21 protein-coding genes and 1 pseudogene are annotated in these 21,445 nt (G+C 61.4%); 11 read left to right on the top strand and 11 right to left on the bottom strand.

The features are described from left to right. Positions 1 to 115 precede the first annotated feature (115 nt). The 6 genes from G9X64_RS08175 to G9X64_RS08150 all read left to right on the top strand — a co-directional run bounded on the left by G9X64_RS08175 (position 116) and on the right by G9X64_RS08150 (position 5,543). Complete coding sequence (locus G9X64_RS08175; protein ID WP_168307674.1) at positions 116 to 1,021, top strand: dihydrodipicolinate synthase family protein; 906 nt, start codon at positions 116 to 118, stop codon at positions 1,019 to 1,021. Between the two features lie 11 nt (positions 1,022 to 1,032). Further along, a complete protein-coding gene (locus tag G9X64_RS08170; RefSeq protein WP_171376341.1) occupies positions 1,033 to 2,220 on the top strand; it encodes a sialidase family protein in 1,188 nt (395 codons plus the stop codon). Positions 2,221 to 2,578: 358 nt separating this feature from the next. Then, positions 2,579 to 3,712, top strand: coding sequence for an iron-containing alcohol dehydrogenase (locus tag G9X64_RS08165; protein ID WP_171376340.1), 1,134 nt, complete (start codon positions 2,579 to 2,581; stop codon positions 3,710 to 3,712). A gap of 16 nt (positions 3,713 to 3,728) precedes the next feature. Next, complete coding sequence (gene pdxA / locus G9X64_RS08160; RefSeq protein WP_168307671.1) at positions 3,729 to 4,715, top strand: 4-hydroxythreonine-4-phosphate dehydrogenase PdxA; 987 nt, start codon at positions 3,729 to 3,731, stop codon at positions 4,713 to 4,715. Between the two features lie 166 nt (positions 4,716 to 4,881). Continuing rightward, positions 4,882 to 5,136 (top strand): type II toxin-antitoxin system Phd/YefM family antitoxin, encoded by a 255-nt coding sequence (locus tag G9X64_RS08155; RefSeq protein WP_011649626.1) that lies wholly within the window; start codon positions 4,882 to 4,884, stop codon positions 5,134 to 5,136. After that, positions 5,136 to 5,543 (top strand): type II toxin-antitoxin system VapC family toxin, encoded by a 408-nt coding sequence (locus G9X64_RS08150; RefSeq protein WP_168307670.1) that lies wholly within the window; start codon positions 5,136 to 5,138, stop codon positions 5,541 to 5,543. Before G9X64_RS08155 ends, G9X64_RS08150 begins: the two co-directional genes overlap by 1 nt. Before the next feature lie 185 nt (positions 5,544 to 5,728). Here G9X64_RS08150 and G9X64_RS08145 read toward each other — a convergent pair whose 3' ends face one another. Continuing rightward, positions 5,729 to 6,211, bottom strand: coding sequence for an RES family NAD+ phosphorylase (locus G9X64_RS08145; RefSeq protein ID WP_168307669.1), 483 nt, complete (start codon positions 6,209 to 6,211; stop codon positions 5,729 to 5,731). Continuing rightward, positions 6,208 to 6,639, bottom strand: coding sequence for an antitoxin Xre-like helix-turn-helix domain-containing protein (locus G9X64_RS08140; protein WP_168307668.1), 432 nt, complete (start codon positions 6,637 to 6,639; stop codon positions 6,208 to 6,210). The genes G9X64_RS08145 and G9X64_RS08140 overlap by 4 nt, the downstream gene beginning before the upstream one ends. Positions 6,640 to 6,729: 90 nt before the next feature. On the opposite strand from G9X64_RS08140, the pseudogene G9X64_RS08135 reads away from it, so the two are divergent. Then, positions 6,730 to 7,655, top strand: a pseudogene (locus G9X64_RS08135) (alanine--tRNA ligase-related protein). Positions 7,656 to 7,744: 89 nt separating this feature from the next. Here G9X64_RS08135 and G9X64_RS08130 read toward each other — a convergent pair. The 5 genes from G9X64_RS08130 to G9X64_RS08110 form a co-directional block, all read right to left on the bottom strand. After that, complete coding sequence (locus tag G9X64_RS08130; RefSeq protein ID WP_168307666.1) at positions 7,745 to 8,515, bottom strand: ABC transporter permease; 771 nt, start codon at positions 8,513 to 8,515, stop codon at positions 7,745 to 7,747. Then, positions 8,512 to 9,300, bottom strand: coding sequence for an ABC transporter ATP-binding protein (locus tag G9X64_RS08125; RefSeq protein ID WP_168307665.1), 789 nt, complete (start codon positions 9,298 to 9,300; stop codon positions 8,512 to 8,514). Before G9X64_RS08125 ends, G9X64_RS08130 begins: the two co-directional genes overlap by 4 nt. Positions 9,301 to 9,308: 8 nt before the next feature. After that, positions 9,309 to 10,355: an ABC transporter substrate-binding protein gene (locus tag G9X64_RS08120; protein WP_168307664.1), complete on the bottom strand. Its 1,047-nt coding sequence runs from the start codon at positions 10,353 to 10,355 to the stop codon at positions 9,309 to 9,311. A 52-nt stretch (positions 10,356 to 10,407) separates the two neighbouring features. Beyond that, positions 10,408 to 10,845: a VOC family protein gene (locus tag G9X64_RS08115; RefSeq protein ID WP_168307663.1), complete on the bottom strand. Its 438-nt coding sequence runs from the start codon at positions 10,843 to 10,845 to the stop codon at positions 10,408 to 10,410. A gap of 107 nt (positions 10,846 to 10,952) precedes the next feature. After that, the gene (locus G9X64_RS08110) at positions 10,953 to 11,816 is read right to left on the bottom strand and encodes a helix-turn-helix transcriptional regulator (RefSeq protein WP_168307662.1); all 864 of its coding nucleotides are present in this window, start codon (positions 11,814 to 11,816) and stop codon (positions 10,953 to 10,955) included. A 366-nt stretch (positions 11,817 to 12,182) separates the two neighbouring features. Between G9X64_RS08110 and G9X64_RS08105 the strand changes: the two genes are divergently transcribed. From G9X64_RS08105 to G9X64_RS08090, 4 genes are all read left to right on the top strand, one after another. Further along, positions 12,183 to 13,196: a sugar ABC transporter substrate-binding protein gene (locus G9X64_RS08105; RefSeq protein ID WP_168316205.1), complete on the top strand. Its 1,014-nt coding sequence runs from the start codon at positions 12,183 to 12,185 to the stop codon at positions 13,194 to 13,196. 64 nt (positions 13,197 to 13,260) lie between these two features. Beyond that, positions 13,261 to 14,811 (top strand): sugar ABC transporter ATP-binding protein, encoded by a 1,551-nt coding sequence (locus tag G9X64_RS08100; RefSeq protein ID WP_168307660.1) that lies wholly within the window; start codon positions 13,261 to 13,263, stop codon positions 14,809 to 14,811. Then, positions 14,801 to 15,820, top strand: a complete 1,020-nt coding sequence (locus G9X64_RS08095) for an ABC transporter permease (protein WP_168316207.1) — start codon at positions 14,801 to 14,803, stop codon at positions 15,818 to 15,820. Before G9X64_RS08100 ends, G9X64_RS08095 begins: the two co-directional genes overlap by 11 nt. A 2-nt stretch (positions 15,821 to 15,822) precedes the next feature. After that, positions 15,823 to 16,824, top strand: a complete 1,002-nt coding sequence (locus tag G9X64_RS08090; protein ID WP_171376339.1) for an ABC transporter permease — start codon at positions 15,823 to 15,825, stop codon at positions 16,822 to 16,824. 38 nt (positions 16,825 to 16,862) lie between these two features. On the opposite strand, the gene glpK is transcribed toward G9X64_RS08090, so the two are convergent. The 4 genes from glpK to G9X64_RS08070 form a co-directional block, all read right to left on the bottom strand. Beyond that, positions 16,863 to 18,365: a glycerol kinase GlpK gene (gene glpK, locus G9X64_RS08085; protein ID WP_168307657.1), complete on the bottom strand. Its 1,503-nt coding sequence runs from the start codon at positions 18,363 to 18,365 to the stop codon at positions 16,863 to 16,865. Between the two features lie 153 nt (positions 18,366 to 18,518). Further along, complete coding sequence (locus tag G9X64_RS08080) at positions 18,519 to 20,240, bottom strand: ABC transporter substrate-binding protein (protein WP_168307656.1); 1,722 nt, start codon at positions 20,238 to 20,240, stop codon at positions 18,519 to 18,521. A gap of 78 nt (positions 20,241 to 20,318) precedes the next feature. After that, a complete protein-coding gene (locus G9X64_RS08075; protein WP_168307655.1) occupies positions 20,319 to 20,600 on the bottom strand; it encodes a DUF2160 domain-containing protein in 282 nt (93 codons plus the stop codon). A 13-nt stretch (positions 20,601 to 20,613) separates the two neighbouring features. Further along, on the bottom strand, positions 20,614 to 21,435 hold the full coding sequence (locus tag G9X64_RS08070; protein WP_168307654.1) for a carbohydrate ABC transporter permease: 822 nt from the start codon (positions 21,433 to 21,435) through the stop codon (positions 20,614 to 20,616). Between the last annotated feature and the right edge of the window lie 10 nt (positions 21,436 to 21,445).

The following is a 21,445-nucleotide window of genomic DNA, read 5'->3' as shown; positions in this document are numbered from 1 at the left end:
GCGCGGCAATGGAAAAGTTCTTTGCACTCCACAGCGACAGACCAATGACATTGCATGCGCAGCCGGGCGGTTCGAACACGGATCCAGCCAGACAGGACGCGCCGAGGAGGGCGAAATGAGCCATCACAGGATTACCGGAGTTTTCAGCGCCTCCGCAACGCCACTGACGGCGGACAACAGGCCGGATTTCGCACTTTTCACCGATCATTGCCGACAGTTGCTGGCCGACGGATGCCATGGCGTGGCGCTGCTTGGTACCACGGGCGAGGCCAATTCCTTCTCCGGCGCCGAGCGCCGCGCCATTCTGGAAGCAGCACTGAAGGCCGGCATTCCTGCCGACAGACTCTTGCCGGGCACCGGAGTCGTCGCCATTCCCGAGACTGTGGAACTCACCCGGCACGCACTGTCGCTTGGCGTTACCAAGGTGGTGATGCTGCCGCCTTTCTACTACAAGGGCGTCTCCGACGATGGTCTCTTCGCCGCCTATTCGCAGGTGCTGGAGAAGGTCGCCGACACGCGCCTGCAGGTCATCCTCTATCACATTCCGCAGGTCTCTGGCGTTCCGCTATCCATTCCGCTGATCGGGCGGCTGATTGCGGCCTTCCCGGAAACGGTCGTCGGCATCAAGGAATCTTCCGGCGATTTCAACAACATGCAGGCGATCATCGCTGCCTATCCCGGCTTCTCGGTGCTCGCAGGCGCCGATCCACTGCTGCTGCCGCTCTTGAAGGCGGGTGGTGCCGGCTGCATCACCGCCACCTCCAATCTCGTGGCGAATTCGCTGCGCACCGTCTACGACCATGTCCATGACGAGGCGCGCGCCGCCGATGTCGAGGCGGCGCAGGCACGCATCAACGCCTATCGCACGCTTTCCAATTCCTACGTCCAGATCCCGACCATCAAGGCGATGGTGGGACTGAAGACCGGCAATCCCGCCTGGAAGCGCACACGTGCGCCGCTGATGCCGCTCAGCGATGCCGACTATGCCGCGCTCGCCGAAAGCTATGCCAAGCTGCCTTGAGGAGATCCGTCATGAGTTTTACCGGCCTACCCCCGGAAGCCGTTCCGGCCCTGATGACCGGGACCATCACCCCTCACCCCACCATCGAGGCTCGTGCGGATACTTATCTGCCCTCCCCCTGCATCCAGAACCACGCCGCAAATCTCGCCTTTCTGCCCGACGGCACGCTAACCTGCGTCTGGTTCGGCGGCACGATGGAGGGCATGGGCGATATCTCGATTTACATGTCGCGCCTGGCGCCGGGCTCCGAGCGCTGGTCCTTGCCGGAAAAGATGAGCGACGATCCGGAGAAATCCGAACAGAACCCGTTGATTTTCAACGCCCCGGACGGAAAAGTATGGCTGCTCTATACCTCGCAGACCTCGGGCAATCAGGACGGTTCTGTTGTCAAATGCCGGATTTCAGGTGATGGCGGCCAGACCTTCGGCCCGGTCCAAATGCTCTGCGACAGTCCCGGCACCTTCGTTCGCCAGCAGATCGTCGTCACCGGCAAAGGCGATTGGCTGCTTCCGGTGTTCCGTTGCGTCGGCCTGAACGGCCAGCGCTGGAGCGGCGATGCCGATACGGCTGCGGTGCTGATGTCGCGTGATGGCGGCGCGAGCTGGCAGATGCGCGATATTCATGACAGTATCGGCGCGGTGCACATGAACATCCTGCCGCTTGGCGGCGAAGAGATGATCGCCTTCTACCGTAACCGTTTCGCCGAGAACATCCTGTCCAGCCGATCATCCGACGGCGGCGAGACATGGAGCGCGCCCGAGCCCGCCGAACTGCCGAACAATAACTCCTCGATCCAGGCCACGATCCTGAATGATAGAGTAATCGCAATAGTTTACAACCATTCGAATGCCGGCATGTCGGATGCGCGGCGCCAGTCTCTCTATGACGAAATCGAGGGTGGCGAGGCTGGAGAGACCGCCGTCGTTGCCGATAGCAGCGCACGCAAGGCCGTCTGGGGTGTTCCGCGTGCGCCGCTGAGCCTTGGGATATCGAGGGATGGCGGCAAGAGCTTTCCGCATCGCATCGATCTCGATACCGGCGACGGCTTCTGCCTCAGCAACAATTCGAAGGAATCGCTGAACCGCGAATTCTCCTATCCCTCGATCGTCCAGGGCGGCGACGGCACGCTCCATATCGCCTACACCTACTACCGGCGCGCCATCAAATATGTGCGCCTCGCCCCGCAATTCCTGCCGTAAACAAAGCGGCGTTATGAAAATTGTTCATCCTGCATCCGCTCGCATGGGAAAGGTGCGGGATGACAGCACGTGTTGGGTTGCCTGACGAAAAATTTGACAACAGGTCGGATAATTCACCGCCGCCGCGAAGAGATGGCGAGCTGGTGTCTGACATGTCGTGTTCATCATGAAATATATCATAACACACTGAAATCTCTATTGATATGAGCACGCTAAGGCGCCGCTAAGCGCACATCAAAGCGCACATCAGACCATAAAAAATTCGGCTCGCAGGAATGTCGGCTTGACATTGACCTTACAACTTTACATTAAAGAGGGCGACGATAGTGCCGCAAGATCTTGCAGGGAGGACTGGTTCATGGCCAGCTTGGATTCGCCGATCACGATAGTTCGGCCGCATCTGATCGAATTCGGCGTCGGCACGGCGGGAAAGCTCGGCAGATGGGCCGCCGAAAAGGGCTATCGGCGCGCACTTGTCATCTCCGATGCCTTCAACGCCTCGCGCATCGACGTGCTGGAGCTGATGGGTGAGGTAACCGTCTTCTCCGACGTGATGCCCGAGCCGGATACGGCCAATCTCGAAAAGGTCCTAGCGGCGGCAAATCGCGCCGATGCCGAGCTAATTGTCGGCTTCGGCGGCGGCAGCGCCATGGACCTGGCAAAACTTGCCGCCGTGCTTGCCGGCTCCGCCCAGACGCTGCACGAGGTTGTGGGCCCGAACAAGGTGCATGGGCCGCGCAAGGTGGCGCTCGCCCAGGTGCCGACGACATCGGGCACCGGCAGCGAGGCCGGCATCCGCGCGCTCGTCACCGATCCCGCCACTATGGCCAAGCTTGCGGTAGAAAGCCTGCATATGCTGGCCGACATTGCCGTCATCGATCCTGCTTTGACCTTCAGCGTTCCTGCCCGCACCACGGCGGCCACCGGCGTCGATGCGATGGCCCATTGCGTCGAGGCCTTCACCAACCGCAAGGCCCATCCGATGGTCGACATCTATGCGATCGAGGGAACGCGCCTCGTCGGCAAATATCTCGCCCGCGCCGTCAAGAACGGTAATGACGCCGAGGCGCGCGCCGGCCTCTCGCTCGCCTCGCTTTACGGCGGCTTTTGCCTCGGCCCGGTCAACACCGCCGGCGGCCACGCGCTTGCCTATCCCCTCGGCACGCGCTGGCATGTGGCCCATGGCGCGGCAAATGCGTTGATTTTTCCGCATGTTCTCGCCTTCAATACACCGTCCGCGCCTGAGAAAACCAAGGCGGTGATGGAAGCGCTTGGGCGTGAAACCTCCGGGAACGTCACCTCCGTCTTCGATGCGGCTTACGCTTTCTGCGCCGAACTTGGTATCGAGATGAAACTTTCCAGTCTCGGCGTGCCGGAAAGCGATCTCGACGCCATGGCCGACGACGCCTTTGCTATTCGCCGTCTGCTCGATAACAATCCGCGCGATCTCTCGCGCGCCGATATCCGCGCAATCTACGCAGCCGCTTTCTAAATAAGGAATTCGATCGATGGACAGGAATGCGAAAGTCGCGGTGACGCTCGGCGATCCGGCCGGCGTCGGCCCCGAGGTAATCGTCAAGGCCTTGGCAGCTCTGCCCAGGGAAGAGCGCCGCGATTTCGTCATTGTCGGCAATGTCGAAGCGCTGGAGCGCGCCGACCGCGTCACCGGCACCGGACTGCGGTTCGGGCCTGCCGATGCCCCCGGTGACGACAGGATCGCCGTCGACGAAGTCGCGCTCGGCGCGGCTCTACCCGAAATCGGCAAGGTCAGCCCCGTCGCCGGCGATGCCTCGGTGCGCTACATCACCCGCGCCGTCGATCTCGCCATGTCGGGACAAGCCGACGTCATCGTCACCGCGCCGATCAACAAGGAAGCGATGAACCTCGCCGGCCATCACCATGACGGCCATACCGGGCTGCTCGCGCATCTCACCGGCTCGAAGAGTTCCTTCATGCTGCTTGCCTCCGAGCGGCTGAACACCATCCACGTCTCGACCCATATCTCGCTGAAGGGTGCGATCGAGCGCGCCAAGACCGAGCGGGTGCTGGCCACCATCGAAGCTGGCCATCGCCACTTCCTGCGGCTCGGCAAGACAGCACGCATCGCCGTGGCCGGCCTCAATCCCCATTGCGGCGAAAACGGCCTGTTCGGCACCGAGGACACGGAATTCCTGGCGCCCGCCGTCGAGCAGGCGCAGGCAAAGGGGATCGACGTCGTCGGCCCGATCTCGGCCGACACGGTGTTCGCCCGCGCCTATAACGGCGCCTTCGATCTGGTCATCGCCCAGTATCACGACCAGGGCCATATCCCGATCAAGCTCGTCGCCTTCGACACGGCGGTCAACGTCTCGCTCGGCCTGCCGATCGACCGCGTCTCGGTCGACCACGGCACCGCCTTCGACATTGCCGGCACCGGCAAGGCCAACCACGTCAACATGCTCTCGGCCATCGCCTATGCCAGGCTGATGGCTCGCTCGCCGCGGCAGAGAACGTGATCGCGGCTTCCAGAAGGACCGACCGGCGCCGATCGCCGACACAACGATTTCGAACTTCGTTATGACACCTCATAGCAGAACCGGACTCGTCGTTCAGGACCGTCCCGTCGTTGACGCACCAGCATTTCGCGCGTATAGCTAGACAGTCTAGCCAGGAACAGAATCGATGGAATGGCAACTACAGGACGCCAAGAACCAATTTTCGAAGGTCGTGCAGAAGGCCCGACAAGAAGGGCCGCAGGTGGTTACCGTGCGGGGCGAACGCACGGCCGTCGTTCTGTCCGCCCGCGACTACGACGCCCTGCGCGCCGGCAGGCCGACGCTAGTCGACGACTTGCTCGGTGGCCCCGCCTGGGATGATGAGTTCGCCGATGCAGTCGAAGCACGCAACAAGACTCCCAGCCGCGACGTTGCCTTCTGATGTACCTGGTCGATACCAACATCGTCTCGGAGGCGCGACGCGGCACGCCGCAGGCGGTCTCCTGGCTGCGCTCCGTCGATCCGCTCACCATCCACCTGAGCGCGCTGACGCTTGGCGAGATCATGCGCGGCATTGCCCTTAAACAGAAGTCGGATCCGAAGACCGCGGCCCATCTTACCGAATGGCTGCGCAAGCTGCGTTATGATCATGGCGACCGGATCCTGCCGGTGACAGACGAGATCGCCGTCGAATGGGGCCGTATCGCCGCCATCCGGCCGCGTGGCGATATCGACGGGCTGATCGCCGCAACCGCGATCGTTTATGATCTGATTGTCGTCACTCGCAATGTCGGCGATTTCGACGACACCGGCGCAGCGGTGATAAATCCGTGGGAGACGGACGCTTGAGCAGTCGAGGCAGCCACCTCCTTGTTGAAAATGGCCTTCTGTGCCTTTGGATAAAGGATCTGGCTACGTCGGGCCGAGAACGATTGTCGGTGCGTTGATGGCAGCATCGTGATCTGCTGACCAAGTCTCGTCTGCCCGGCGTTTTGGTCTGCTCTGCGGAAACGCTGATTGCATCGTCCGGCCCATCACATGCCAAACAAGCGACGATCCCAGAAGACCGGTTGGTGGAGGCTTACTGAGATCGACGCGAATTCTGGGTGGGCCGGGTTGATCAATATGTTGTTGTCGACGCGGGCGACGACGCTTGGGACCAGCAGGATGGCGCTGCGCTTTTCCTGGCACCAGCGTTCGCCGAAAGCCTTGCTGACGTTTGCCGGCATGCTGTCCCAGCCGGGCAGCGCGGGCTGAGAGAAGACCTCGTAGCTTAGCCCCCTCGGTAGGGTGATCGTGATATAGTGCTGATTGGGCGGCAGCCTTCCGCTGCCATGGACGAGCTTTTCGAGCAGCGCCGTCGAATAGTGCTCGCTCGTATAGATGATCGGGCTGCCCGATGTGTTCCACCGCCCCGGCGCGATGGTCGAGCCGGTGGCGTCGAAGATTGGATAGGTTCCGTTGGGATCTCCGATGCGGATGGATGTCAGCGTACGGTCGAGATGCTGTGTGCTCACGCAGCGCTGCCGTATTTCAAGCTTCCGAGGATATCGAGCACGAGTTCGCCGCCGATCTCGCTCTGGATGACCACGTCGATCGGCCGCCTGTCCTCCAGCATTGCATGCGGACGAAACAGGAAATCTCGCGCCTCGGTCTCGGTCTGCCAGACATCAAGCGCCGATCCCCAGACACGCGCGAGGCGGGCGAGTTTTATGCCCTCGTCGGAAGAGAGCCGATGCTTGGATTTGCGCCGCTCATAGGTGGCCTTCGGAACGAGCCTATACTTGAACTGGGTATCATCAGGTGCCAGAAGCAGCGCCATGCGATCAAGCGCCTTGACCGGCAAGCCTTCCTCGATGCTGGAGAGCAGGCCAAAGGCTGAGCGCGATGCCGGTTCCCTGGCGGGCAGTCCGAGAACGTCGGCGATGGCTGCAAATCCCATCATGGCAAAGCTCCTTTTCACTTGAGGTTATATTTAGCCTCAAGTGAGACAATCTTCAAGAGTGCCATTTGGCTTATCTTCGATAGCGGCAGGTTGCCGTGCGCGCCGGAGACCGCTATCTCTTCCGAAGGCACACGAACAAGAAGGAGGTTGCCTATGTCACCGCGGGACGCCTGATCCAGCAATATCAAGACTTCTGCCTTTCTAAGGGCATTGATTTCATACGCATCGAATCCGTACGGCCGCATGACGATACCACGCTCTTCTGCAGCGCTGGAATGCAGCAGTACAAGCCCCTCTTCTCCGATCCCTCCCATCGCGGAACCGTCGCAAACAGCCAGGCCTGCCTGCGCATGGGCGACCTCGACGAGATCGGCGACGGAACTCATCTTCTCCATTTCACCATGCTCGGCCTTTTCTCCTTCAGGAAAATGACCGTCGGCAACGCCATCGATTTCTGGCTCGAGTTTCTGGAAACGCTGGGGCTCGTGCCGGATCATGTGACGATCCATCCGGACCGTCTGGTGGAATGGACGCCGCTCTATCGCGGGCGCGTGCCCATCGTGCCGGATCCGGAATGCATGTGGAGCGATGGCAGCATCAGCGGATACTGCACGGAGTTCTACAAGGATGGCGTCGAGATCGGAAACATCGTCAATCCGCTCGGAACCTGCATCGACGTCGGCTTTGGTCTCGAGCGTCTCGACATGATCGTCAACGGCACGCCGCAGGACGATGCGCTTGGGACACTGTGCGAGACAGTCATGACCATCGTGGAAAGCGGTTACCGGCCGGGCAACAAGGAGCAAGGATACGTCTTGCGAAAATTGCTCCGTCGCACCCATAAGATGGGCGGCACGCTCGATCACCCCTTCTTCGCGGAAGAGGTCGAACGCCAGAAGCGACTGCGCGCCAAATATCTGCGCCTGCGTGATCGCCATTCCGAGATGAGTCCCGACTGGTGGTTCGACACCCATGGCATCGATCTGTTCGACATCCGTGAGAGCATGGAGGAGTAGCAACGGGCAAGGCCTCCCGCAGATAACATCGGGGGGCCTTGTCATATCCTGGGAAAGTGTCAGCGTTGCAGCGCCCGCATTGAACGCTTTCAGCTCTGCCCCGGCTGCAGCCGACGGAAAATCCGCTCGATCTGGGCAACGGCGGCAAAAAAGACGATGCCGGAGAAGGAGGCGAGCACGACGGCGGCAAAGAGCCTTTCCGCCTGATAATTGAATGTCGACTGGATGATGACAGCGCCCAGGCCCTGGTTCGAGCCGATCCACTCCCCGACAATCGCGCCAATCACACAGGTGGTTGCCGAAATACGCAGCGACGCAAAGACCAAGGGGGCAGACCGTGGGGCGCGCAGGCGCCAGAAGGTCTCCCACCCGCTCGCCGAAAGCACATGCATCAGGTCAAGCTCGCTCGCAGTCGCCAGGTTGAGGCCCCGAGCGGTATTCACCAGGGTTGGGAAGAAGCAGATGAGAGCAGCGATGATGACCTTTGGCAGCATGCCGAGGCCGAAGATGAGGATGATGATCGGCGCAAGCGCCAGCACCGGGATGGTGTTGAAGAGCAGAACAACGGGAAAATAGGCGGCCTGGAACCGCGGATTATAGACAAAGGCAACCGCCAGGATCACAGCGAGACTATTGCCCAAAAGGAAGCCGAGGCCCGCCTCACCCCATGTCGGGATCGCATTCGACAAAAGGAAGCGCCATTCGATGCCAAGCGTGCGTAGGATCGCCAGCGGCGTTGGAACGATATAGGCCGGAATACCAAGAGCCGGCACCAGCCATTGCCAGGCGAGAAGCAGCGAAAGGGCGCCGATGACAGGAAGGCCGATTGCCTCGGAGAGTGACAACGGACGATGCGTCATGCAGCCGAACTCCCCTGCTGCAGCAACTGGCGCAGATGGGCTGCGGTCTCCTGAACATCGAGGCTCTCGCGCCGACAGAGGCCGCGCTCGTCTTTCAGCGGTGCAAGGTCGATCAGAGCCTGGACGCGGCCCGGATTGGCCGCCAGGACCAGCACGCGTCCGCCGAGATAGATCGCCTCGACGACGCTGTGGGTGACGAACAGGATGGTCGTGCCGGTTCGGCGCCAGACATCCAGAAGCTCGTCGTTCAGTCGTTCGCGCGTGATCTCGTCGAGCGCACCGAAGGGTTCGTCCATGAGCAGGATATCCGGCTCGCATTGAAGCGCGCGCGCAATGGCGACACGCTGGCGCTGGCCCCCGGACAGTTGATGCGGATAGCGGTCGGCCAGATGCGACAGGCCGACCAGTTCGATCCAGTGGTCGGGCCGTGGATTGACCGATCGCGAGACGCTCTTCTTCCCCACCTGAAGCGGCAGCGCGACATTCTCCCTCACGGTCCGCCAAGGCAACAGCGTTGCGTCCTGAAAGACGAAGGCGACTTCGCGCCGCCAGCGCGCCTCCGAGGCTGTCCTGCCGAGCACCGACAGCCGCCCGTCAAGCGGCGGAAGAAGATCCGCCACGGCACGCAGGAAGGTCGACTTGCCGCAGCCGGAAGGACCGAGAATGGTCAGAAACTCGCCCCTGCCGACACTGAGATCGACGCCGGACAGAATGCGGGTCGTCTCGCCAGCGCCGGCATAACCGACTGCCAGATCCTTGGTTTCGATAGCCGCTGCTTCAGGCAAATCCGCTCTCACGCAATCTTCGGGCGGACGTCCGCCGTCATGTCGAGTATCTCAGTCGTATAGCAGTCCTCCAGCTTCGGCGCGCCGCTCTTGAACTGGCCGATTTTGTCGTAGACGGAAATCTGCTCGGCAAGAGCGGCCGGATCGAAGCTGCCCCAGCCATCCTTGCCTGTTGTCGCATCGAAGCTCAGTGACAATATGCGCGGCACCGTCGTCAATTCCACGGCAAGATCGAGCTGCGGATAGGCCTCCACCGTCAATTTGACTGCCTCTTCAGGGTGTTCATGCGTCCAGGCCCAGCCCTTGGCGACCGCACGCAGCACCTTTGCCAGTGTCTCGGAATGGCCGCTCACGGCATCGTCGGTGGCGAAATAGACATTGGCGTAAGACGGCAGGCCCGTGTCCTTCATCATCAGATCGATGCGGTCGGGACCAATGATGGAAAGGGCCTGCGTGTTGGTGATCCATCCGGTCACGGCATCGACCTGGCCGGTCGTCAGCGGCGTCATGTCGAAGCCGATATTGGTGATGGTCAGGCTCGATGGATCGATATCGTTCTTCAACAGAATGGCATCGAGCACATAACGGGCCGTCGGCTGGATGCCGATACGCTTGCCGACCATATCCTTGACAGTGCGGATCGGCGCCTTGGGCAGCGAATAGAAGGCGAAAGGCGCCATGCGGAAACCGCAGGCGAAGATCTTGATCGGCACGCCGGATGACCTGGCAAGAAGAAGCTGGGCCGAATCCGAGAATTGGCCGAGCTGCGCATCACCCGTGATCACGGGCGGCACCGTTGCTGAGTTGGGACCGCCAGGTGAAAACTCGACGTCGAGACCCTCGGCCTCGAACAGGCCTTGCTTGACTGCGACGATATCGCCGATCTGTCCGTTGCTCATCAACCAGTCGTATTTGATAACGACCTTGGATGCGGCGGCATTCGAGTGACGCGGTACGAACACGCTGATCCCTGCCGTCGCTGCAGCAAGGGCAAAGGCTCCGCCCTTCAGGACGGTACGCCTGCCGACCACGATTTGCTTGTCATCCCTGTTCATTTGCTTGCCTTTCCCCTTGTTGGATTATTGGACGACCGGCCGATTGCGCTCGCTATTGCGGGTCGATGTCACCGATCGGGCCGCCGGCGGACCACGCATAGATTTCCCAGAGATTGTCGTCAGGATCGGCGAAATAGACGCATCGCGCGTTCCAAACATAGTCCTGCGGCGGCGCGTGGAAGAGCACGCCCGCAGCTTTCAGCTCCGCATAGGCAGCATCGACCTGCTCTGGCGAGGCGAGCTCGATGGCGGCGCAGGCCTTGTGCGCACCTGGAGGCGCACGGCGGTTTGAGACACCGGTATTTTCGGCGATATGCTCGATCTCCCACAGCGCCAGCGTCACGCCCGCCCCTTTGAAATCGGCAAAGCCGGGAGCACGGCGGCGAGGTTTGAAGCCAAGTCGCTCGACATAGAAGGCCGATGCTTTGTCGATATCCTCGACCAAGAAGCAAATGTCGGTAATCGGATTGGTTTGGGCAAAAGCGGTCATACGGGCCTCCTGATGGGAAAAGCCTGGCAGACCGCAGCCTCAAAAGATTTCAAATTCGTGCGGTTGTCTTTCGCAAAGCTGCTGATCTGTCATCAGCAAGAGCCGGATCAAAGACGGACCGAACGTTGGTATTCCTTCGGGGTCGCCCCCATCAGACGGCGAAAGACGTTGGAGAAATGCGCCTGGCTGGAAAAGCCGGTGGCATAAGCGATGTTTGCAAGCGTCTCCTTGCCGTCGGCGAGGTAAAGCCGTGCTCGCTCGATCCTGCGTTCGAGAACGAAGCGATGCGGCGCCATGCCGGCCGCCCGTTTGAATTCCCGGCTGAAGTGAAAGGGGCTCATATGGGCCACCCCGGCCAGTTCCTCGACACTCAGATCGGATTTGCCAAGCAGGTTCTCGATGTAATCGATCACACGCCGGAGATTGTCCGATGTCAGCGGACGATCGCCGGCTTCGGGTTTGGCGCCCAGCAGCTTTACAACGCAGCAGGCGAGCGCCATCCCCAGATGCTGCATCAAAAGCGGGTCGTCGCGCCCGGTCTTGTCGGCGGCAAATGCAAGGGAGAGCGCGACCTGCAGCGTTGTCGGATCAGTCGTCGCGCTAAGCGCGTCGCTATCCCAATGGTCGGGATCGAAGCGAGAGCCGCCGATGCTGCTGTAGAGCGCCGGTGACTGGAAGATCGAGATATAATCCGCCGCATCGCCATCGACTTCGAGGACCGTGGCGGCCGGTTGAAATCCCAGGGTGAACGGCGGCCTCTCAACTTTGCGGAACGCCCCGCTTCCAAGCCGATAGGCGTAGCTGCCGTGCGCCGTGCGGTTGATCGAAATTCTATGAAGGGAGCCCCTCGAAACCATTTGCCCCGCGGCGCTGCGATAGGTCTCGACGATCATGTCTCGTTGAACGAAGGCCTTGTAGCCTCCGAGGGATGGCCGGCTTATTGAGAAAATCTGCGGGTCGATGTCGGGCATTGTTTCATTCTCCCTGGCAAGGGAGAGGCAAGTTGCGCGCCAAGTGGAGCGAAGCTTCGCGCTGGATATCAACGTCGCAGCATAAAACCAGACGGTGTCCATTAAATCGTGATTTTACGCCTGCTGCGGCGCCCCACGCCACCACGGCCTAGCAGGAGTTGACCCTCGGCAAATTTGGTCGCATGCGCAAGAATTATGCAGTGCATGTTTCTTTTTGATCGGCCCGCTCGCGGGAAGCCGCAGCCAGAAATAAGCGTTCGCTCCGTCCACTCTTTTCATCGGAGAGCGTCTTTTTGGAAATTCCTTTCTCCCCATTCTCATTAGTCTACTTAATTTATAGACATAACTGAATTGGAGAGAGTGGCAATGAGCATCGAAAAGTCCGGAAGTGGTCTCGGAAGACGAGATCTGTTGAAACTGTCTGCCGCGGCCGGGGCCGTCGTCGCGGGTGCATCGCTCATCGGGCAGAAGCCGGTTTTCGCGGCCGACGAAGAACTGTCGCTGAAAGGCAAGCGCATCGCCATCAGCGCAACCGGCACCGATCACTTCTTCGACCTGCAGGCCTATAACGCCCAGATCGAAGAGGTAAAGCGCCTCGGTGGCGAGCCGATCGCTGTCGATGCCGGACGCAACGACGGCAAGCTGGTCTCGCAGTTGCAGACGCTGATTGCCCAGAAGCCGGATGCGATCGTTCAAATCCTCGGCACGCTCAGCGTCATCGATCCCTGGCTGAAGAAGGCGCGCGATGCCGGGATCCCGGTTCTGACCGTCGACGTCGGTTCGACCAATTCGATCAACAACACCACCTCGGACAACTGGGGGATCGGCAAGGATCTGGCGCTGCAGCTCGTTTCCGATATCGGCGGCGAAGGCAATATCGTCGTCTTCAACGGCTTTTACGGCGTAACCCCCTGCGCGATCCGCTACGACCAGCTGGTCAATGTCGTCAAATATTTCCCGAAGGTGAAGATCCTCCAGCCGGAACTGCGCGACGTCATCCCGAACACCGTGCAGGACGCCTTCACGCAGATCACGGCCATCCTCAACAAATATCCGGAAAAGGGTTCGATCAAGGCGATCTGGTCGGCATGGGACATTCCGCAGCTTGGCGCGACCCAGGCTTTGGCGGCCGCCGGGCGGACCGAGATCCGCACCTACGGCGTCGATGGCAGCCCGGAAGTGCTGCAGCTCATCGCCGATCCGAATTCGCCGGCCGGGGCCGATGTCGCCCAGCAGCCGGCGGAAATCGGCCGCACCGCCATTCGCAACGTCGCCAAGCTGCTCGCCGGCCAGACACTGCCGCGCGAGACCTATGTTCCGGCACTGCTCGCCAACAAGACCAATGTCGGCGAAGTCACCAAGAAGCTCGGCATCGGCTGACATTGAACACGAGCGATCCGGCCATGTCGGATCGCTCGGAATCTGCCCGCCAGGAGAGATCGACATGACGGCCATTTCGTTGAAGCAGCCGGTAACGGCACGCGACGACATCATCCGCTTTGAAGGCATCGTCAAACATTTTGGCGGCGCGCAGGCGCTTGCAGGTGCGTCGCTCATCGTCAGGCGCGGCACAATCCACGGTCTCGTCGGTCAGAACGGCGCCGGCAAGTCGACGCTGATCAAGCTGCTGGCCGGTCTTCACCAGCCCGATGGCGGCAGGATCGAGATCGAAGGGCAAACATTCGACAGGCTAACACCGCATCTTGCCGAAGAGCTCGGCATCCACTTCATTCACCAGGATCGACTGCTGGTGCCGACCTTCACCGTCGGCGAAGCCCTGTTTCTCGGCCGGGAACCACGCATCGCGGGCACACCGTTCCTCGACCGGCGACTGATGCAGCGCCGTGCGTCTGACATTCTCAACGACTATTTCGGCGTCCGGCTGCCGAACAGCGCCCTGATCGGCGAATTGTCGACTGCCGAAAAGCAGATCGTGCAAATCACCCGCGCGCTTCTCGATCAGCCGAAGGTGCTCGTCTTCGACGAGCCGACGGCCGCTTTGGTGCGCCGCGAGGCCGATACCCTCTTCCGGCTGATCCGCCGCCTGCGCGAAGAAGGCGTCACCATCATCTATATTTCGCATTACCTGAACGAAATCGAAGAGCTCTGCGACCACGTCACCGTGCTGCGCAATGGGCTGGACGTCGCCTCCCTGCCGATCGGGGAGACCTCGGCCGGTGCGATTGCGCGGCTGATGGTCGAGCGCGACATCAAGGAGATGTTTCCGAAGGCGCAGGTGACGCCTGGCGAAGACATCCTCAAGGTCGAGCAGCTGTCGGCGCCGGGGAAATATAGTGGCATCAGTTTCACGCTTCGCCGCGGCGAGGTGCTCGGCCTCACCGGCCTACTCGGCTCCGGCGCAAAGGAGGTGGTCCGCACTCTCTTCGGTCTGGAGACCCCGGCTTCCGGTCATATCGAGATCAGCGGCAGGGCTGCCCGTTTCACCAATCCCACCCAGGCGGCCGGCCGCGAAATCGCGCTGGTGCCGGAAGATCGGCGTCGCCACGGTGTCGCGCTTGACCTCAGCGTCGCGGAAAATATCAGCCTTTCGAGCCTTGGCCGCTTCACGCGTTTCGGCTTTCTCGATCGCAGACGCGTGCAGCAAGAAGTGGACGCTCTGGTTGCGCGGCTGCAGGTGAAGACCAATGGGCGCAATGCCCTGCTGCGCACGCTTTCGGGCGGCAACCAGCAGAAGATCGCCATCGCCAAGTGGTTGAGCCGCCGTTCCGAGGTCTATCTCCTGGACGAGCCGACAGTCGGCGTCGATATCGGCTCCAAGGTCGAGATCTATACGCTGATCGGCGAACTCGCGGCGCGCGGTGCCGGCGTCATCGTGCTGTCTTCGGATCTGCCCGAACTCGTCGGCATCACCGATCGCATCCTTGTGCTCTTCCGCGGCCGCGTGGCGCGGGAATTGATATCGTCGGAGACCACGGCGGATGCCGTGCTGGCTCTATCGACCGGATCATCCGAGGGACATCGCCATGTCGGCTGAAGTGGAATTCGCGCCTTCCGGTTTTTCCGCTGCGGAACCGCCGCCCCGGCCGGCCGGCAATATTGCAGCGACCGCGTTGCGCTTCGGATCGCTGATCGCATTTGCCGCCATCCTGATCATCTTCTCGCTGACTGCACCCTATTTCCTCAGCATCGGCAATATCGGCAACGTGCTCGGCCAATCGGCCATCTCCGGTGTGCTTGCCATTGGGTTGACGATCGTGCTGATCGCCGGCGGCTCCAATGTCGTCACCGGCGGCATCGACCTGTCGCTTGCTGCCAATATGGGCCTCAGCGCCGCCGTCTATGCGAGCCTGACGCAACTCGGCTACGGCGATGCGACGGCGATTGCGGGGGCGATGTTGACCGGGGCGCTGATCGGCACGGTCAATGCCGTTGCCGTCGTCTATGCCGGCATCGTGCCGCTGTTAGCCACGCTGGCCGTCATGAACGTCGTCGCCGGCCTGGAATTGGTGCTGACCGGCAATACCGTCCTGCCGGCCTCGACGCCTTTTCTGTCGGCGCTTTCGGCCTCGGATGCTTTCGGCATCCCGGTCCTTGCCTATGTGCTCCTCGGCTTCACGGCGATCACCACGGCGATCGTGCAATATACCCCGCTCGGCCTGCGCCTCTATGCCGTCGGTGAGTTTCCGGATGCGGCGCATGCCGCCGGTCTGCCGCTTCGCCGGTTGCTGGCCGGCGCCTTTGTCGCCAGTGGCGTCTCCGGCGGCATCGCTGGCATTCTGTCGGTTTCCTATCTGAGCGGCAGCACGACCGGCGCCGGCGAGATGCTGTTGCCCGTCGTCGTGACGGCCCTGCTCGGCTCGGTCTTTTCGCGCCGGCTGGTTCCGACGGTCACCGGGACGCTGCTTTCGACCCTTTTGGTCGGCTTCCTGGTCAACGGTTTCCAGCTGCTGAACATTTCGAGCACGCTGGTCAGCGGCGTCCAGGGCGTGCTCATTCTCATCGTCGTTTCCGCGACCACGCTGCTGCGCCGGCAGGAGGCCTGACCATGTCGCTCCAGACCCCTACCCCCGCCACCATCGGCTTGCCACGTCTGATCGCCGGCGGCCTAGTGCGCTATGGGCTGATCCTCGCCCTGGTTGCGGTGTTTGCCGCCTTTTCCGTGGCAACGCCGACATTCCTGACGCCTGCCAACCTGCAGAGCATCCTGGTCAACAATTTCACGCTGCTTGCCATTGTTTCCATCGCCATGACCTTCGCCGTCGCATCGGGCGGCATCGATCTTTCGGTGGGAACGGCAATGGATTTCGCCAGTTTCGCCTTTGTTTCGCTCGTGCTCGCCGGGCAGCCGGTGGCAGTCGCCGCACTCGCGGGACTGGCCGCCGGAGCGTTCGTTGGCGCCTTCAACGCGCTGCTGATTTCAGGGATCGGCGTGTCGCCGTTCCTCGCCACGCTCGGCACGCTGTTCATCGGCCGCAGCGTGCAGCAGCTGCTGACCAATGGCGGCAATCCGGTCTATCTGCCGCCGAACGGCGTGCCGGAAACCTTCCGTTTTCTCGGCCATGGCACGATCGCCGGCTTCCCGGTGCCGCTTGCCGCTGCCATCGTCGTCAGCGCGGCGGCTGCGGTCGTTTTTGCCCGCACGCGTTTCGGCCGCATCATCCTGTCGATCGGCATCCAGCCGGGCGTTGTGCGCTATTCCGGCATCGCCGCGCCGGCCCATGTCGCGGTGACATTCATCCTGGTCGGGTTGATCACGGCAATCGCCGGCCTGATCCTGACCGCAACCGTCACCACCTACATCCCCTCCTCCGGCAATGCCTTCCTGTTGAATGCCATCGGCGCGACCTTCATCGGCACGACGCTCAGCCCGCTCGGACGGCCAAATGTCGGCGGAACCGTTCTCGGCGCGCTGCTGCTCAGCATCGTCGCCAATGGGCTGCTGCTGACGGATCTGAACTTCTATTGGCAGCAGGTTGGCACGGGCACGCTGATTTTCGCCGTGCTCGCCCTGAGCTTCATCAACAGAAAGGCTGCCGGCGCCGCTTAAGAGAAGCCGCCACTGCGGTCCTATTCTGGGAAGCTGTTCTACCCCACTGAGGCGTCGGAAATCATTCGCGATACGGCATTCTTCCAGCCGATGATCTTGCCCTGCCGCTCGGTCTCATCCATCGAAGGGCTGAAGCGGCGGTCGCAAGCCCAGGCCTGCGCAAAATCCCGCTTGCCGGGCCAGATGCCGGCTTTCGAGCCGGCGAGCCAGGCTGCGCCCAGCGCCGTCGTCTCGCGGATCGCCGAGCGGTCGACAGGGTTTCCGGTCATGTCGGCCAAGCACTGCATCGTCCAATCCGAAGCCGCCATGCCGCCATCGACGCGCAGCACCGTTTCCAGCTGGTTGACGCCCCAGTCCTTCTTCATCGCCACCAGCAGATCGAGAGTCTGGTAGGCGACCGATTCAAGCACGGCGCGGGCAAATTCCGCCGGCCCGCTGTTTCGCGTCAGACCGAAGATCGCGCCGCGCGCCGCCGGATCCCAATAGGGGGCGCCGAGCCCGGTGAAGGCTGGAACGATGTAGACCTGCTGTCCGGGATCGGCCTTGGCGGCAAGCACGCCCGCCTCCGACGCCTGACCGATGATGCCGAGGCCGTCGCGCAGCCATTGCACGGCGGCACCGGCGATGAAGATCGAGCCCTCGAGCGCATAGGTCGTCTCGCCGTCGAGCCGGCAGGCGATCGTCGTCAGCATCCGATTGGAGGAGGAAACACGATCCCGGCCAGTGTTCAACAGGGCAAAGCAGCCGGTGCCATAAGTGGATTTCATCATGCCGGGCTCGAAGCAGGCATTGCCCATCGCCGCTGCCTGCTGGTCGCCGGCGACCCCAAGGATCGGAAGTTCCGCGCCGAACAGCGCCTTGTGGACGCAGCCGAAATCATCGGCACATTCCTTGACTTCAGGAAGCATGGCGGCGGGAATGCGGAGAATACCGAGAAGCTCCTCGTCCCAGGCACCTTCATCGATATTGTAGAGCAGCGTTCTCGACGCATTGGTCGCGTCGGTGGCATGCACGCGTCCATCAGTCAGATTGTAGATCAGCCAGCTGTCGATCGTGCCGAAGCAGACATCGCCCACTTCCGCCTTCTCACGCAGGCCATCGACATTATCGAGCAGCCAGCGCAGTTTCGTTCCGGAAAAATAGGGGTCGAGCAACAGCCCGGTCTTGGCGCTGAACAGCTTCTCGTAGCCGTCGGCCTTCAGGCTCTCGCACATTTCTGCGGTGCGCCTGTCCTGCCAGACGATCGCGCGGTGAAGCGGTTTTCCTGACCTGCGGTCCCAGACGACCGCTGTCTCGCGCTGGTTGGTAATACCGATCGCGGCGATGTCGGCGGCATTAATACCAGCATCGGTGATCGCCTTGCGCACAGTATCGACGACGGATCGCCAGATTTCGGCGGCGTCGTGCTCCACCCATCCGGGCTGCGGATAATATTGGGTGATCTCCGCCTGCGCCGAGCCGGCCATTTTCATGTCGCCATCGAAGATGATCGCGCGCGACGATGTCGTGCCCTGGTCGATCGAAAGAATATAGCCGCTCATATCCGTCTCCGGCTCGCACGAAACCGCTCCGCCTGCAGAGGACAGCAGGACGCGGACGTTTCATGAGAGAAAGATTGTGGGTGCCACCGGCTTTCTGCCGGTGGCAAGAAGTGATGGCCGGAAGCCTCGTCGCCTCCGGCCTGGTCCGCCTTACTATTTCTGCCAGCTCTTGACGAGTTCGTCGTAGTTGACAGTGACCGGCTTGTCCTTCTCGTTCTCGATCTTCAGCTGCGGGGCAAGGTTGCCGTTCTTCACCGCATCCGCGTTCCAATAGGCGAGATCATGCTCCTCGGCGAGTTTCGGGCCGATGTCGCCCTGGACCTTGGCGCGTTCCAGGCGCTGCAGCACCTTTTCCTGCTCGGAGCAAAGCGAGTCCATCGCTTCCTGTGCCGTCTTGGCGCCGGAAGAGGCATCACCAATCGCCTGCCACCAAAGCTGAGCGAGCTTCGGATAGTCAGGAACGTTCGTACCGGTCGGCGACCACTGCAGGCGGGCCGGCGAACGATAGAATTCGATCAGACCGCCGAGCTTCGGCGCACGATCGGTGAAGGACTTGTGGTCCAGAGTCGACTGGCGAATGAAGGTCAGGCCCATGTGGCTCTTCTTCACGTCGACAGTCTTCGAGGTGACGAACTGGGCATAGAGCCAGGCCGCCTTGGCGCGGTCGTCAGGCGTGGACTTCATCAGCGTCCACGAACCGGCGTCCTGATAGCCGAGCTTCATGCCGTCCTTCCAGTAGACGCCATGCGGGCTCGGTGCGAAACGCCATTTCGGCGTGCCGTCCGCATTGACGACCGGCAGGCCTTCCTTGACGAAGTCGGCGGTGAAGGCCGTGTAGGTGAACATCTGCTGGGCGACTTCGCCCTGCGACGGGACCGGGCCGGATTCGGAGAAGGTCATGCCTTGGGCGGCAGCCGGTGCATAGGCCTTCATCCAGTCCAGATATTTCTGGATGGAATAGACCGCAGCAGGGCCGTTGGTATCGCCGCCGCGCGCGACGCAGGAGCCAACCGGACGTGAGTTCTCGTCGACCTTGATGCCCCATTCATCGACGGGCTTGCCGTTCGGGATGCCCTTATCGCCGTTGCCGGCCATCGACAGCCAGGCATCGGTGAAGCGCCATCCGAGCGACGGGTCCTTCTTGCCGTAGTCCATATGACCGAAGACCTTCTTGCCATCGATCTCGCGGCCGGTGAAGAACTCGGCAATATCCTCATAGGCCGACCAGTTGACCGGCACGCCGAGATCGTAGCCGTACTTCGCCTTGAAGTCCGCCTTGTTCTTCTCGTCGTTGAACCAGTCGTAGCGGAACCAGTAGAGGTTCGCGAACTGCTGGTCAGGCAGCTGGTAGAGTTTGCCGTCAGGCGCAGTGGTGAAGGACTTGCCGATGAAGTCGTCGATGTCGAGGCCGGGATTAGTGACATCCTTGCCTTCGTTGGCCATCCAGTCGGTCAGCGAGCGGGCCTGCTGATAGCGCCAATGGGTGCCGATCAGGTCGCTATCGTTGATATAGGCGTCATAGATGTTTTCGCCGGACTGCATCTGCGTCTGCAGCTTCTCGACCACGTCGCCTTCGCCGATGAGGTCGTGAGTGATTTTGATGCCGGTGATCGCCGTGAAGGCGGGCGCCAGCACCTTCGATTCGTATTCATGGGTCGTGATCGTTTCGGACACGACCTTGATGTCCATGCCGGCGAAAGGCTTCGCAGCGTCAACGAACCACTGCATTTCCTTTTCCTGGTCGGCGCGCGGAAGCGTCGAGAGGTCGCCGACTTCCTTGTCGAGGAACGTCTTGGCCTCGTCCATGCCGGCATAGGCCGATGCTGTCATTGCCAGCAGCAAGCCTGCTGTCGTCGTCAATAAGTGCCTTCGCATAATATCCTCCCAGGGTTTGCGATTGCAGTCACGTCTCAGGCGGCCAGTACCCCCGGCCATCTGTCTTTCTCCTTGCCGTCACACGTAGCGGAAGACGCCGATGGCGTAGACCACGGAGATGGCAAGAGCCCACCACAGGTTGGGCCCACCGAACCCAAGCCATGCAAGATGAATGAAAGCTGCACCCAGCAGCGAAATGAAGAGCCGGTCGCCGCGCGTCGTCTCGAAACGCAGCACGCCCGTGCGCGGCGAGCCGCCTGGCGAAAAATATTCCCAGACGCTCATGGCAATCAGAAGCGCCAGGATCGTCAGGAAGAACAGCGTCGTCGGCAGCGTCCAGGCCATCCAGGAAAAATTCATGACCGTCTCCTCCTCAAACGCGCCCGAGCGCGAAGCCCTTGGCGATGTAGTTGCGGACGAAATAGATGACGAGTGCGCCCGGAATGATGGTGAGCACGCCGGCCGCCGCCAGCACGCCCCAGTCCATGCCCGAGGCGGACACCGTTCGCGTCATGATCGCCGAGATCGGCTTTGCCGCCGTCGTCGTCAGCGTGCGGGCCAGCAGAAGCTCGACCCACGAGAACATGAAGCAGAAGAAGCCCGCGACACCGACGCCGCTGGCGATCAGCGGAATGAAGATCTTGATGAAGAAACGCGGGAAGGAATAACCGTCGATATAGGCGGTTTCGTCGATCTCCTTCGGCACACCGGACATGAAGCCTTCGAGGATCCAGACGGCGAGCGGCACGTTGAACAGGCAGTGGGCAAGCGCCACGGCGATATGCGTGTCGATCAGGCCGAAGGCCGAATAGAGCTGGAAGAACGGCAGCGCGAAGACCGCCGGCGGTGCCATGCGGTTGGTCAGCAGCCAGAAGAACAGGTGCTTGTCGCCGAGAAAGCGGTAGCGCGAGAAGGCGTAGGCAGCCGGCAGCGCCGCCGCGACCGAGATCACCGTGTTCATCACCACGTAGATGATCGAGTTGATATAGCCATTATACCAGGACGGGTCGGTAAAGATGACCGTGTAGTTACGCAGCGTCGGGTTCGTCGGCCAGAGCGAGAAGGCGCCGGTGATCTCCGAATTTTCCTTGAAGCTCATATTGACGAGCCAGTAGATCGGCAGGATCAGGAAGACGATATAAATCGTCGGAACGAGCCAGGAGAGGCTGCCTGCAGGTTTGTTTTTGTTGCTCATATCTCGCCCT

The sequence above is a fragment of the Rhizobium sophorae genome (assembly GCF_013087515.1).
Classification (GTDB): domain Bacteria; phylum Pseudomonadota; class Alphaproteobacteria; order Rhizobiales; family Rhizobiaceae; genus Rhizobium; species Rhizobium sophorae.
This window is presented reverse-complemented; position numbering and strand designations above follow the sequence as displayed.

What these genes read in the sequence shown, in the direction of transcription:
- G9X64_RS08175 (WP_168307674.1), top strand. Translation starts at nt 116, where the DNA reads ATGAGCCATCACAGGATTACCGGAGTTTTCAGCGCCTCCGCAACGCCA.
- G9X64_RS08170 (WP_171376341.1), top strand. Translation starts at nt 1,033, where the DNA reads ATGAGTTTTACCGGCCTACCCCCGGAAGCCGTTCCGGCCCTGATGACC.
- G9X64_RS08165 (WP_171376340.1), top strand. Translation starts at nt 2,579, where the DNA reads ATGGCCAGCTTGGATTCGCCGATCACGATAGTTCGGCCGCATCTGATC.
- pdxA (WP_168307671.1), top strand. Translation starts at nt 3,729, where the DNA reads ATGGACAGGAATGCGAAAGTCGCGGTGACGCTCGGCGATCCGGCCGGC.
- G9X64_RS08155 (WP_011649626.1), top strand. Translation starts at nt 4,882, where the DNA reads ATGGAATGGCAACTACAGGACGCCAAGAACCAATTTTCGAAGGTCGTG.
- G9X64_RS08150 (WP_168307670.1), top strand. Translation starts at nt 5,136, where the DNA reads ATGTACCTGGTCGATACCAACATCGTCTCGGAGGCGCGACGCGGCACG.
- G9X64_RS08140 (WP_168307668.1), bottom strand. Translation starts at nt 6,639, where the DNA reads ATGATGGGATTTGCAGCCATCGCCGACGTTCTCGGACTGCCCGCCAGG.
- G9X64_RS08130 (WP_168307666.1), bottom strand. Translation starts at nt 8,515, where the DNA reads ATGACGCATCGTCCGTTGTCACTCTCCGAGGCAATCGGCCTTCCTGTC.
- G9X64_RS08120 (WP_168307664.1), bottom strand. Translation starts at nt 10,355, where the DNA reads ATGAACAGGGATGACAAGCAAATCGTGGTCGGCAGGCGTACCGTCCTG.
- G9X64_RS08115 (WP_168307663.1), bottom strand. Translation starts at nt 10,845, where the DNA reads ATGACCGCTTTTGCCCAAACCAATCCGATTACCGACATTTGCTTCTTG.
- G9X64_RS08110 (WP_168307662.1), bottom strand. Translation starts at nt 11,816, where the DNA reads ATGCCCGACATCGACCCGCAGATTTTCTCAATAAGCCGGCCATCCCTC.
- G9X64_RS08105 (WP_168316205.1), top strand. Translation starts at nt 12,183, where the DNA reads ATGAGCATCGAAAAGTCCGGAAGTGGTCTCGGAAGACGAGATCTGTTG.
- G9X64_RS08100 (WP_168307660.1), top strand. Translation starts at nt 13,261, where the DNA reads ATGACGGCCATTTCGTTGAAGCAGCCGGTAACGGCACGCGACGACATC.
- G9X64_RS08095 (WP_168316207.1), top strand. Translation starts at nt 14,801, where the DNA reads ATGTCGGCTGAAGTGGAATTCGCGCCTTCCGGTTTTTCCGCTGCGGAA.
- G9X64_RS08090 (WP_171376339.1), top strand. Translation starts at nt 15,823, where the DNA reads ATGTCGCTCCAGACCCCTACCCCCGCCACCATCGGCTTGCCACGTCTG.
- glpK (WP_168307657.1), bottom strand. Translation starts at nt 18,365, where the DNA reads ATGAGCGGCTATATTCTTTCGATCGACCAGGGCACGACATCGTCGCGC.
- G9X64_RS08080 (WP_168307656.1), bottom strand. Translation starts at nt 20,240, where the DNA reads ATGCGAAGGCACTTATTGACGACGACAGCAGGCTTGCTGCTGGCAATG.
- G9X64_RS08075 (WP_168307655.1), bottom strand. Translation starts at nt 20,600, where the DNA reads ATGAATTTTTCCTGGATGGCCTGGACGCTGCCGACGACGCTGTTCTTC.
- G9X64_RS08070 (WP_168307654.1), bottom strand. Translation starts at nt 21,435, where the DNA reads ATGAGCAACAAAAACAAACCTGCAGGCAGCCTCTCCTGGCTCGTTCCG.